Annotated in this window: 13 protein-coding genes; 10 read left to right on the plus strand and 3 right to left on the minus strand. The window is 64.0% G+C overall.

The genetic code is table 11. The annotated features are described in order from the left end of the window. The first annotated feature begins 34 nt into the window (after nucleotides 1-34). Nucleotides 35-1,141: an alcohol dehydrogenase catalytic domain-containing protein gene (locus J1M87_RS16610; protein ID WP_206490570.1), complete on the plus strand. Its 1,107-nt coding sequence runs from the start codon at nucleotides 35-37 to the stop codon at nucleotides 1,139-1,141. Nucleotides 1,142-1,145: 4 nt separating this feature from the next. On the opposite strand, the gene J1M87_RS16615 is transcribed toward J1M87_RS16610, so the two are convergent. Beyond that, entirely contained in the window at nucleotides 1,146-1,934 is a 789-nt protein-coding gene (locus tag J1M87_RS16615) for an ABC transporter ATP-binding protein (RefSeq protein ID WP_206490571.1), read from the minus strand. A 93-nt stretch (nucleotides 1,935-2,027) separates the two neighbouring features. On the opposite strand from J1M87_RS16615, the gene dapB reads away from it, so the two are divergent. Genes dapB through J1M87_RS16635 form a run of 4 tightly spaced genes read left to right on the plus strand, consistent with a single transcriptional unit; the run spans nucleotide 2,028 to nucleotide 4,637 of the window. Continuing rightward, nucleotides 2,028-2,786 (plus strand): 4-hydroxy-tetrahydrodipicolinate reductase, encoded by a 759-nt coding sequence (gene dapB / locus J1M87_RS16620; protein WP_206490572.1) that lies wholly within the window; start codon nucleotides 2,028-2,030, stop codon nucleotides 2,784-2,786. Between the two features lie 50 nt (nucleotides 2,787-2,836). Then, nucleotides 2,837-3,256: a hypothetical protein gene (locus J1M87_RS16625; protein WP_206490662.1), complete on the plus strand. Its 420-nt coding sequence runs from the start codon at nucleotides 2,837-2,839 to the stop codon at nucleotides 3,254-3,256. A 6-nt stretch (nucleotides 3,257-3,262) separates the two neighbouring features. Next, on the plus strand, nucleotides 3,263-3,715 hold the full coding sequence (locus J1M87_RS16630; protein WP_206490573.1) for a flavodoxin family protein: 453 nt from the start codon (nucleotides 3,263-3,265) through the stop codon (nucleotides 3,713-3,715). A 16-nt stretch (nucleotides 3,716-3,731) separates the two neighbouring features. Next, entirely contained in the window at nucleotides 3,732-4,637 is a 906-nt protein-coding gene (locus J1M87_RS16635; RefSeq protein WP_206490574.1) for an alpha/beta hydrolase, read from the plus strand. 1 nt (nucleotide 4,638) lies between these two features. On the opposite strand, the gene J1M87_RS16640 is transcribed toward J1M87_RS16635, so the two are convergent. Further along, nucleotides 4,639-5,091, minus strand: coding sequence for a hypothetical protein (locus J1M87_RS16640; protein ID WP_307830829.1), 453 nt, complete (start codon nucleotides 5,089-5,091; stop codon nucleotides 4,639-4,641). Between the two features lie 150 nt (nucleotides 5,092-5,241). Here J1M87_RS16640 and J1M87_RS16645 point away from each other — a divergent pair, with 150 nt between their 5' ends. The 3 genes from J1M87_RS16645 (at nucleotide 5,242) to zwf (ending at nucleotide 9,492) form a co-directional block, all read left to right on the plus strand. After that, the gene (locus J1M87_RS16645; RefSeq protein ID WP_206490575.1) at nucleotides 5,242-6,612 is read left to right on the plus strand and encodes an OFA family MFS transporter; all 1,371 of its coding nucleotides are present in this window, start codon (nucleotides 5,242-5,244) and stop codon (nucleotides 6,610-6,612) included. 148 nt (nucleotides 6,613-6,760) lie between these two features. Further along, entirely contained in the window at nucleotides 6,761-7,972 is a 1,212-nt protein-coding gene (locus J1M87_RS16650) for a winged helix-turn-helix domain-containing protein (RefSeq protein ID WP_206490576.1), read from the plus strand. Continuing rightward, nucleotides 7,969-9,492, plus strand: coding sequence for a glucose-6-phosphate dehydrogenase (zwf, locus tag J1M87_RS16655; RefSeq protein ID WP_241256984.1), 1,524 nt, complete (start codon nucleotides 7,969-7,971; stop codon nucleotides 9,490-9,492). The genes J1M87_RS16650 and zwf overlap by 4 nt, the downstream gene beginning before the upstream one ends. 33 nt (nucleotides 9,493-9,525) lie before the next feature. On the opposite strand, the gene J1M87_RS16660 is transcribed toward zwf, so the two are convergent. After that, nucleotides 9,526-9,999, minus strand: coding sequence for a hypothetical protein (locus J1M87_RS16660; RefSeq protein ID WP_206490578.1), 474 nt, complete (start codon nucleotides 9,997-9,999; stop codon nucleotides 9,526-9,528). Nucleotides 10,000-10,152: 153 nt separating this feature from the next. Between J1M87_RS16660 and thyX the strand changes: the two genes are divergently transcribed. Both thyX and dapA read left to right on the plus strand, forming a co-directional pair. Beyond that, nucleotides 10,153-10,893 carry an FAD-dependent thymidylate synthase gene (thyX, locus tag J1M87_RS16665; RefSeq protein WP_206490579.1) on the plus strand — a complete coding sequence of 247 codons (741 nt, stop codon included), beginning with the start codon at nucleotides 10,153-10,155 and terminating at the stop codon, nucleotides 10,891-10,893. A 77-nt stretch (nucleotides 10,894-10,970) separates the two neighbouring features. Beyond that, a complete protein-coding gene (gene dapA, locus J1M87_RS16670; RefSeq protein WP_206490580.1) occupies nucleotides 10,971-11,879 on the plus strand; it encodes a 4-hydroxy-tetrahydrodipicolinate synthase in 909 nt (302 codons plus the stop codon). Nucleotides 11,880-11,888: the final 9 nt, after the last annotated feature.

The raw sequence follows: 11,888 nt of genomic DNA on the forward strand, positions 1-11,888 counted from the left end.
ACGCACATGCGGCGGAGCCGCATAGTCTGGCAGGATGAAGATTCGCGGCGCTGTACTCGAAGAAATCGGCCGATCTCGTCCCTTCGCCGACTCGCATCCCATCACCGTCTCCGATCTCGAACTCGGCTCGCCGGGCGACGGGGAACTGCTGATCAGGATCGAAGCCGCGGGACTGTGCCACTCGGACCTGTCGGTGGTCGACGGCAACCGTGTCCGCCCGGTTCCGATGCTGCTCGGCCACGAGGCAGCAGGCAGGGTCGAAGAAGTCGGGTCGGGTGTCGACGACATCGCGGTCGGTACTCGCGTCGTCATGACGTTCCTGCCGCGATGCGGCGACTGCGCCGGATGCGCCACCGACGGCCAGATGCCCTGTGTTGTCGGTAGTGCGTCGAACAATGCAGGAACGCTGCTCGGCGGCGGCATCAAACTGCACCGCGACGGTGCCGAGATCAAGCATCACCTCGGGGTCTCCGGATTCGCCACCCATGCGGTAGTGAGCCGACAGTCGATCGTCCCGGTCGAGGACGACATCCCAGCCGACATCGCAGCCGTCCTGGGGTGCGCAGTGTTGACCGGTGGTGGCGCGGTACTCAACGCCGGGACCCCGAAGCCCGGACAGTCGGTCATGGTCGTCGGCCTCGGCGGCGTCGGCATGGCAGCGGTGCTGACGGCAGTATCGATCGGTGCAGGTGAGGTGATCGGTGTCGACGGCGTCCCGGACAAGCTCGCCACCGCGACCGATCTGGGCGCAACGCAGGTCTACTCGCCGGCCGAGCTCGCCGAGAAAGGCATCAAAGCCGATATCGTGATCGAGGCCGCAGGCAACGCCCGAGCCTTCGAGACCGCCGTTGCTGCAACCGCGCCCGGCGGAAAGACCATCACCGTCGGCCTCCCCGCACCCGACGCGCGGTCGTCCATCTCGCCCCTGGGCCTGGTTGCCGAAGCCCGCACGATCATCGGCAGCTACCTGGGCTCGGCCGTACCGGCGCGCGACATCCCGACGTACGCCCAGATGTGGCGTGAGGGACGACTTCCCGTCGAGAAGTTGATCTCCTCTCGCATCACGCTGGACGAGATCAACCGCGGCATGGACGAATTGGCCGACGGCAACGCGATCCGTCAGGTCATCGTCTTCGACTGATGGGTCAGCTCGGGGAGGCCGTGGCCAGCCAACGGCCGCGCTGCTTGGTGATCTCGACGGGATGGTCGAAACAGGCGCTGACGTTCTCGGTGGTCAGCACCGCATCCACGGTGCCCTGCGCCAGTACTCGTCCGTCTCGGATGAGAAGCGCATGGGTGGTCGAGACCGGGATTTCCTCGAGATGATGAGTGACCAGAATGCTGGCCAGACTCGGGTGCTCGGATCGAAGCGAGTCCAGTGCGCTGAGGAGTTGTTCGCGGGCAGCGAGATCGAGACCGGTGGCGGGTTCGTCGAGCAGCAGCACCGCCGGGTCGGGGAGTAGGGCACGGGCGATGAGCGCTCGGCCACGTTCGCCCTGGGAGAGCGTGTGCCAGGACGCGTCGCTGCGGTGATCGACCCCGAGCGATGCGATGAGACGGTGAGCACGGGCGATCTGAGCCTCGGTGGCCGACCATCGCGGGATCAGGTCGGGTGTGTTGGTGAGTCCGGTCAGTACCACCTCGAACAGTGTCAGGGGTGCGTCGATCGTCAAGCGTGGATCGACATGACCGATGTGCGTTCGCAGTTCGCGCATGTCCACCCGTCCGAGGCGATGACCGAGCACGTGCACGACGCCGCGGGTGGGATGCACGACCGCGCCGAGCAGGCTCAGCAAAGTACTCTTGCCTGCGCCGTTGGCCCCGAGCAGCACCCAGTGTTCGCCCTCGTCGACCCGCATCGTCGCGTCGCTGAGCAGGTGACGGCCACCGCGGACGAGATCGACTCGGTCGGCGAAGAGGACGGTGGTGTTCACCGGTCGACCGTAGCTGCCGGTGCGTGCCACCGGGAAAGTAGGCTTCGTGGTCGAAGGACCAGTGGACGATGACGAAATGAGTGTGGGTACGACGTGAGTGCAACGGCACCTGTTCGAGTAGGGGTACTGGGATCGCGCGGCAAGGTCGGGCAGGCGATCTGCGCCGCCGTCGAGGCAGCCGCAGACCTCGAGCTCGTGGCAACCGTCGACCAAGGCGATCCGCTGGCGAACTTCGTCGACAGCGGAGCCCAGGTGGTGGTGGATTTCACCCATCCCGACGTGGTGATGGACAACCTCCAGTTCCTCGTCGAACACGGCATTCACGCCGTCGTGGGCACCACCGGGTTCGACGATCAGAGGCTCGAGCAGGTTCGCGAATGGTTGGACGGATCGCCGCAGACCGGAGTGCTGATCGCCCCCAACTTCGCTATCGGCGCAGTGTTGTCGATGCGATTCGCCCAGCAGGCCGCCCGGTTCTTCGATTCTGTCGAGGTGATCGAACTGCATCATCCCAACAAGGCCGACGCCCCCTCGGGTACCGCGTACCGCACGGCCGCGCTGATCGCCGAAGCGCGCGCCGCGGCAGGTACACCGCCCAGCCCCGATGCCACGACGACCGAGCTCGACGGCGCACGCGGTGCAGATGTCGACGGGGTGCGGGTGCATTCGATCCGACTCGCGGGACTCGTTGCGCACCAAGAGGTTTTGCTGGGTACCCAAGGCGAGACGCTGAGTATTCGGCACGACTCGCTGGACCGGACGTCCTTCGCGCCCGGAGTGCTCCTCGGAGTCCGTGAGATCGCAGCTCGCCCCGGGCTGACCGTTGGCCTCGATCCGCTACTGGATCTGTGAGCTGATCGACGGTGAACAAAGCGACCAAAGTCGTCGCCATCATCGCGGTGATGGTGCTGATCCTCGGTTTCTATTTCTTCCTGCTCGGTCAGCGCGGTGTGACGCTGATCCAGAGCGGAGGCGCGGCGAGCATCTCGCTGGGGATCGGGGTTCTGCTGCTGCCGATCATCGGACTGTGGATCGTGTGGGCGACGCTCAAAGCAGGATTCGACCATCAGCGGTTGGCGTCGCGCATACGGGAGGAAGGTCTCGAACTCGACGTCGACGATCTCCCGCGGATGCCGTCGGGACGGATCGACCGCGATGCAGCCGACGAGCTGTTCCAACAGATCAAGGCCGAATGGGAGAAGGACCCGGACAACTGGCGAAGCTCGTACCGACTGGCTCGGGCCTACGACTATGCAGGCGACCGGGGACGCGCCCGCGAGACCATGAAACGCGCAGTGGCACTCGAACAAGCAGAACGCTGACAGCGCATGAGGCGCACTCTGCTGGTGGTTCACCACACCCCGAGCCCACTCACCCGAGAGCTGCTCGAGGCCGTTCTTTCCGGTGCACGTGATCCCGAGATCAGCGGTGTGGACGTGCGTAGTGTGCCTGCCCTCGGTGCGACGATCCCGGATGTGCTCGGTGCCGACGGCTTCCTCTTCGGCACGCCCGCGAACTTCGGCTACATGAGCGGGGCGTTGAAGCACTTCTTCGACACCGTGTACTACCCATGCCTCGACGCGGTCGCCGGAAAGCCCTACAGCGCATGGATTCACGGCAACAACGACACAGTGGGTGCCGGTCGCGCCCTCGAAAGCATCGCCGCGGGGTGGGGCCTGGCACAGGTGTTCGGCACGGTACGCCTCGCCGAGGGCGGCAGAGATGCTCGCGAGCGGTGCTACGAATTGGGCGGCACAGTGGCCGCGGGATTGTCCGACTGACGGCCAAGATCCGGGTATGGATTGGGTCCGATATGACCGATTTCTTCCCGAGCGGTACCACTCGGCTTCTGCACACCGCCCGGAGCCGACCTACTGGACATGGAAAAATACGAGTGTCCATATCGCGCGAGCGTCTAGACCCGAATCGAAGGTTCGGGTGATTGCAGTGCACGGTGCCGGGGGATATTCCGGACTGCTGTGGCCCTACGCCGCTATCGCAGCGGCTGAGGGATTCGAGGTTCTGTGCCCCGATCTACCGTTGTACGGAGATACCGACGTTCCCGATCCCTCGGCAGTTCGCTACCGAGACTGGATCGATCTCCTCTGTGACCTCGTCGTTGCGGAAAAGTCGAAGGACGACCGTCCTCTGATCCTTTTCGGCGCGAGCATGGGCGGGATGCTCGCCTATGAGGTGGCGCACCGAACGGCACTGGTGGACCGGGTTGTTGCCACGTGCTTGCTCGATCCATCGGATCCGGACGCCCGTCGGGCAGCAGCTCGATTTGCGGTACTCGGCGGGCCTGCTCCATGGCTGCTGCGTGCGTGCGCGGTCCCGGCCGGTCGGGTTCGTGTTCCCGTCAGGTGGATGGCGGACATGGCGAACATGAGCCTGAATTGCGAACTGTCCACCCTGTGCGCCGGAGACACCAAGGGTGGAGGCGTACGGGTTCCCGTCGGTTTTCTCGCCGACTACTTCGGTTACGCGCACGTCCGGCCGGAAAAGTACGATGGCCCACCGGTGTTGCTTGCCCATCCCGCCGAGGACCGATGGACGCCGCCGCACGTCAGTATCCGATTCCTGCAACGTATCCGGGCAGAGACCGCGATCGTGATGCTCGACGGGTGCGGTCATCTGCCAGTGGAGGAACCGGGCCTGACGCAGCTGGCCGACGCGCTGAGATCTGTCCTGAAAGACTACTGACTCAATCGGAATCAGCGGGGGAGTCCGGGCGCAGAATGTCATCGGCAGGGATCGGCAGTGGTATCTCGAGTAGACGCTCCGGCCAACTCGGGTACGCGGGCCGGATCCAGACTCGATTGTCGTCGAGTTGGGTCATCAGTACCCGCCGCCATTGCCAATCATCCTGCGGTGCAATCAGATCGGTTTCCGGTGCGAGCGGCAACGGCGCTTTGGTCCAGTGCGGTGCCGACAGTGATGCCAGCCCACGCTCTTCGAGGTGAGCGACGGCTGTCTCGATCGGAACGCCCTGTGCAACAGTGATCCCAACGGGGTTGACGGCATCGACCAGATATCCTTCTTCTTGTTCGTCGAGCGGTGCCGATGCGTGCGATCGATGGGCCACGGTCCACCCGATCACCTCGCCGTCCGAGGCTCGCTTCACCGGCAATCTGCTGCGCCACCGCTCGATATCCACTGGCTCCAGAATACGCGCGCCTAGGATACGAAGCCGATGTTGTGAGTTCGGGGAAGAAACTATCCTGATTGTGAGCAAGCAGGGTGGTTCTCGTGTTTGACTGCACGCAATAGTTGATCTTTCTACCGCTCTCGATTCCAAGGGATTTCGATGACCCTCCCCATGCTCGACCGCTCCGCAATAGTGGCCACGCCCGAGTGGAGCCGCTGGTTGATACCGCCGGCAGCCCTGTCCATCCACCTCGCGATCGGCTCTGCATACGCCTGGAGCGTGTTCAAGAACGCCATCTCGCAACCGGAAGCCCTCGGGCTCAGCGGCACCGTCACCGCCATACCGTTCCAGCTCGCCATCGTGATGCTCGGCCTGTCCGCCGCGATCTTCGGAACCCGCGTCGAGAAGAACGGTCCACGCTGGGCGATGGCCGTCTCACTGGTCTTCTTCGTATCGGGTCTGCTGATCTCCGCGCTCGGCATGGCGCTCGGGCAGTTCTGGTTGGTGATCTTCGGCTACGGGTTCGTCGGTGGCATCGGCCTCGGCATCGGCTACATCTCACCCGTCTCCACGCTGATGAAGTGGTTCCCGGACCGGCCGGGAATGGCCACCGGCATCGCCATCATGGGATTCGGCGGCGGCGCTCTCATCGCGTCACCGCTCACCAGCCAGCTGATGATCAACTTCGGCGGCTTCACCGACGGTTCGATCGCCAAGACGTTCCTCACCCTCGGCGTGGGATACGCCGTCTTCATGGCGTTGGGTGTCGTGCTCATCAGAGTCCCCGCCGAGGGCTGGACCCCGGCAGGCTGGACCCCGCCTGCGGCATCGGCGATGGTGTCCCGGCACAACGTCTCGGCCGCCAATGCCGTCAAGACCCCGCAGTTCTGGCTGCTGTGGGTTGTGCTGTGCTTCAACGTCACTGCCGGGATCGGCATTCTGGAGCGCGGCTCGGGCATCTACCAGGATTTCTTCCCCGACGCGACCTCGCCGCAGGCGCTGGCCGCTGCCGCCGCAGGCTTCGTCGCCTTCCTCTCGCTGACCAACATGATCGGCCGGTTCATCTGGTCCTCGGTCTCCGATCTGGTGGGCCGCAAGAACATCTACCGGCTGTACCTGGGCGTCGGCGCACTGCTGTACCTGTACATCGCCGTGTTCACCAATACCAACAAGGTCTTGTTCCTGGTGTCGGCACTGCTGATCCTGTCGTTCTACGGCGCGGGATTCGCCACCGTTCCCGCCTACCTGAAGGATCTTTTCGGCACGTACCAAGTGGGTGCGATCCATGGCCGACTGCTCACCGCGTGGTCGGTTGCCGGGGTCCTGGGGCCACTGATCGTCAACGCGATCGCCGACGCCGGAGAGCCGGGAACCACTGCTCGGTACCTTCCGGCCTTCTACGTGATGATCGGGTTGCTCGTCGTCGGCTTCCTGGCGAACGAAGCGATCAAGCCGGTGGCCGAGAAGTTTCACGAGCCCGATTCGGCCGTCACCGCAGACACCACGACCTCGACGGGAGCACAGTCATGAGCGGCGGGCAGATGCGGGTGACGATGACAGTCGCCTGGTTGTGGGTGACCGTTCCGTTCGCGTACGGAGTGTACGAACTCGTCCTGAAGGCGAAGAACCTCTTCGGTTCCTGATGGATCGTGTCGGTGGGGCGTGACAGGCTTGGCCGATGCGAGAGATGAGTGCCGCTGCGGCTCGTCGCACTGCGTTGGGTGCCCAAGGACTGGCATCGACGCGTTCACGGACGCGTCCGGCGAGCAGAGCGGCCGTTCACCGTGCCATCGACACCACCGGTCTGTTGCAGATCGACTCGGTGTCGGTGGTGGTCCGCGCGCACTACGCACCGGTGTTCAGTCGGGTCGGTGCCTACGATCGAACGATCGTGGACGATGCCGCATGGGCGGACTCCACGCGACGCCCCCGCAGGTTGGTCGAGTACTGGGCTCACGAGGCTGCACTTGTGCCGGTAGAAGACTGGCCACTCATGCGATGGCGCATGGAGTTGTATCGACACGGTCGGTGGGGTGGAGCGGCTCGAATCCTCGACCGTGAACCCACTCTGGTGGACGATGTTCTGGCTGTGATCGAAGATCGTGGCGCGAGCAGCGCAGGCGAGATCGAGAAGCATCTCGATCTCGACACACCCGGGCGCAAGGGCCCCTGGTGGGACCGGAGCGATGTCAAGGTCGTCTGCGAGCAACTCTTCGCAGCGGGAGTGGTGAGCGTGCCTGCGCGAACCGGGTTCGTTCGTCAGTACGAACTCAGCGAGCGGGTGCTTCCCGACAGCGTGCTGCGCAGGCGGGTCGACGAATCCGATGCGGTGCGTGCGCTGGTCGAAAAGTCATCTCGTGCATTGGGAATCGGCACCGAGCCGGACCTGCGTGACTACTACCGCCTTTCGCAGAAGCAGACCAAGTCGGCGATCGCGGATCTGGTCGAGGACGGCGTCCTCGACCAAGTATCGGTGCGAGGGTGGAATGCACCGGCCTACATACACAGCGAAGCCCGAACACCGCGTACCGCGACCGCTGCCGCCCTGTTGTGCCCGTTCGATCCGATGATCTTCTTTCGTCCACGGGTGGAGCGAATCTTCGGCTTCCACTACCGCATCGAGATCTACACGCCGCAGCACAAGCGAATTCACGGCTATTACGTATTCCCCTTTCTGCTCGACGGGCACCTGGTGGCACGAGTCGACTTGAAGGCTGTGCGGGCGCGGTCGGAGCTGCACGTCATCGCGGCGTACATCGAGGGGGACCGCGACGCCGGCACGATTGCTCCCCGTTTGCGCGAGGTTCTTCACGAGATGGCGCAGTGGCTCGAACTCGAACGCGTCGTGGTGGGGGACAGGGGAGACCTGGTCGACGCGTTACGACGATGATTCACTCGGCTGAATCGGAGGCCACCGATGTGCGCTCGGCGAGAAACGATGCCAGTATTTCCAGTGTGACTTCACGCCGGACCGAGACCGTCTCCGAACTTCCGCCCCAGGTGGTCGTGCTGTTCGGCGCGACCGGAGACCTGGCCAAACGCAAACTCCTGTCCGGGATGATGCACCTGGCACTGTCCGATCTGGCACCGAACATCCGGGTAGTGGGCACCTCGCTCGAAGAGATGTCCACCGAGGAATTCCGTACGCTCGCGCGCGAATCGATCAACGAGTTCTCCAGTCGTAAGGTCGGCGACGAGCAATGGCGACAGTTCGCCTCGCGGTTGACCTATGTTTCGCAGAAAGCCGGACCGGCAGCGCTGGGTCAAGCGGTTGCCGAAGCCGAGATCGACCTGGGCGGGAGCGTACGCAGGTTGCACTACCTGTCCGTTCCACCGAGAGCAGCGCTGGCAGTGGTGGATACGCTCGCGTCCGCCGATCTGGTGAAGCGCTCACGGATCGTCATGGAGAAGCCGTTCGGTACCGATCTCGAGAGCGCGATCGCATTGAACGCTCGGGTACACGAAACATTCGACGAGGATCAGATCTTTCGAATCGATCACTTCCTCGGCAAGGAGCCGGCGCAGAACATTCTGGCCTTCCGTTTCGCCAACGGGCTCTTCGAGCCGATCTGGAACCGCAACTTCATCGACCACGTACAGATCGACATACCCGAGAAGCTCGGTTTGGACGGCAGAGCTGGATTCTACGAATCCACCGGTGCCTACAAGGACATGGTCGTCACTCACCTGTTCCAGGTGCTCGCGTTCATGGCAATGGAACCGCCCACGGCCCTCGAACCCCGCGCGATCGGCGAGGAGAAGAACAAAGTATTCAGATCCATGGTGCCGCTGGACCCGAAAAACGTTGTCCGAGGTCAATATACGGGGTATCGGTCCGAGGAGGGAGTAGCTCCCGATTCCGATACCGACACCTTCGTCGCACTCAAATGCGAGATCGACAACTGGCGCTGGGCAGGCGTGCCGTTCTACCTCCGCAGCGGCAAACGTCTCGCCGAAGGACAGCGCATCATCTCCATCGCGTTTCGCGAACCACCCAAGTCCATGTTCCCGGCGGGCTCCGGTGTCGGTGCGCAGGGCCCCGACCACCTGACCTTCGACCTCGCGGACGCATCGAAGGTGTCGCTGTCGTTCTACGGCAAACGACCGGGACCCGGTATGCGCCTGGACAAACTGAGCATGCAGTTCGCGATCCAGGAAACCGAACGTGTCGGAGATGTCCTCGAAGCCTACGAACGGCTGATCCTCGACGCCATGTACGGCGATCACACGCTGTTCACCACCGCCGAGGGCATCGAAAGGCTGTGGCAGGTATCGGAGCCGTTGTTGGCCGATCCGCCGCCGGTGCGCTTGTACTCACCAGGATCCTGGGGTCCCAACGCCATCCATCAACTCATCGCTCCACATGCGTGGCGGTTGCCGTTCGAGCGCGAGTGGCGCGAGAAGAAGTAGGTGCCCCCCGGAGGACTCGGTCGTTCCAGCCGGTCAGTTGTTCCAGCCGCGGTCCTTGCGCATCTGCTCGCGCAGTGCACCCTGAACCGCCTGTGACAACCAGGAATTGAGGGATACTCCGCTGTTGTTCGCGGCGTCCTCTGCGCGCTCCTTGATCTGCTCGACCAGTCGCAACGTCACTCGACGAACCTCTCCTGAGACATCGTCCATCGTCGGGTAGTCCTCGGCTGCGGCTGCCTCCGATTCGCCCGAGTCCACGGTCGGGAGATCGCGTCGAACATCGGCATGCGCCCGGGCGCCGTCGAGACGAACGGTCACGGTGTGGCCGTCCAGGTCGTTGGAGATCTCGGCCGCGAAATCGGACAGCGCGGTCAACAACATCAATCGGGCCGAGGCCTCGGCAGTCTTGCCGAGCGCCTCGGCCGTCTGCCGAGTGTGCTCGTCGCCCAGGGCTGCGGCGGCCAGAAGATCGGTACGAAGCGTCTCGGTGTACTTGTCGAGTTCCATGACGCCAGTGTGACGCCATAGATGACGTCAGTCAAGGCAGTCGAGTGGCGTCCGGTGACGGCATCATGGCGTCAACTTTGGTCGAATCGGGGGGACCGCACTTACTGTTGTGCGGTGTCGAGTGAAAACGAAGGTAGAGCAGCGCCCCGAACGGTGACACTGAACGTGCAGTTGGTTGCCCGGACCGAGTTCACACCGCCGACGGACATTCCGTGGGAGACCGATGCGGACGGTGGGCAGGCGCTCGTCGAGTTCGCCGGGCGGGCGTGCTACCAGAGCTGGTCCAAACCCAATCCGCGCACCGCCACCAATGCGTCGTATCTGCGTCACCTGCTCGACGTCGGACACCTGTCGGTCCTCGAACACGCGAGCGTGAGCTTCTACATCACCGGGATATCGCGCTCGTGTACCCACGAGTTGATTCGGCATCGGCATTTCTCGTACTCCCAACTCTCCCAGCGCTTCGTCCCCGAACACGACGCACACGTCGTCGTTCCGCCTGCGGTGGAAGGGGATCCCGAGCTCGAGGCGCTGTTCGCGTCCGCTACCGAGGCCAGTCGCGCCGCGTACACCGAACTGCTCAGCGCACTCGAGGGGAAACTGGAGTCGGTCACCAATGCTGCATTGCGCGGAAAGCAGGCGCGGCAGGCCGCGAGGTCGGTGCTGCCCAATGCCACCGAGACGCGGGTGGTGGTGAGCGGCAACTATCGGGCATGGCGACATTTCGTCTCGATGCGTGCCTCCGAGCACGCGGACGTAGAAATTCGCCGCGTTGCCGTCGAATGTCTGCGTAAGCTGGTGGACGTGGCGCCGGACGTGTTCGGTGACTTCGAGATCTCGACGCTGCCCGACGGCACCGAAGTGGCCCGCAGTCCGTTCGTCACCGAGGTCTAGCGGCGAGGCACGGTCGTCGCAGGTACCGGGTATCCCCGCTGCGCAGGAGTGGGCAAAGCACCGGGTAATCTGCTGCCATGACCTACGGTGACGCCGCTCCTTCCGTTGCGCCTGTGTTCGGTACGGTGCTCACCGCCATGGTGACCCCGTTCACGCCGGACGGTAAGTTGGACATCGATGCCGGCGTTCGGCTGGCCCATCACCTCGTCGAGCAGGGCAACGACGGCCTGGTTCTGGCCGGTACGACGGGCGAATCGCCTACCACCACCGAGAACGAGAAGCTCGAACTTCTGCGCGCAGTCATCGCGGCGGTGGGGCATCGAGCTCGAATCATCGCCGGGGCAGGAAGCAACGACACCGCGCACAGTGTCGAGCTTGCCCGCGACGCCGCTCGTGCCGGAGCGCACGGCCTCCTGGTCGTGACCCCGTACTACTCTCGGCCGCCCCAGGCCGGTCTCTACGCCCACTTCACAGCAGTCGCCAGTGCCACGGACCTGCCCGTGATGCTCTACGACATTCCGCCGCGATCGGTCGTTCCGATCGAGACCGAGACGCTGCGCCGCCTCGCCGAACACCCTCGGATCCTCGCCGTCAAGGACGCGAAGGGCGACCTGAACGCCGGTGCCGAGCTGATCGCATCGACGGGCCTGCAGTTCTACTCCGGTGACGATCCACTGAACCTGCCCTGGCTCTCGGTCGGAGCCACCGGATTCGTGAGCGTGATCGGACATCTGGTTCCCGCCCGCCTGCGCGAACTGCACACCGCCTTCATGATGGGTGACATCGCGCGTGCGCAGGCAATCAACGTCAGCCTCATCCCGGTCATTCGCTCGGTCGCACGCCTCGGTGGCGTCAGCGCCTCGAAGGCCGGCCTCCGCCTCATCGGACTCGATGTAGGCGATCCACGACTTCCCCAGGTGCCACCGAGCATCGACCACATCGAATTGCTCGCAGCCGAGCTGCGAGCGGCAGGAGTTCTTGTATGACACGACCCA

The organism is Rhodococcus sp. KRD162 (assembly GCF_017168335.1).
Classification (GTDB): domain Bacteria; phylum Actinomycetota; class Actinomycetes; order Mycobacteriales; family Mycobacteriaceae; genus Rhodococcoides.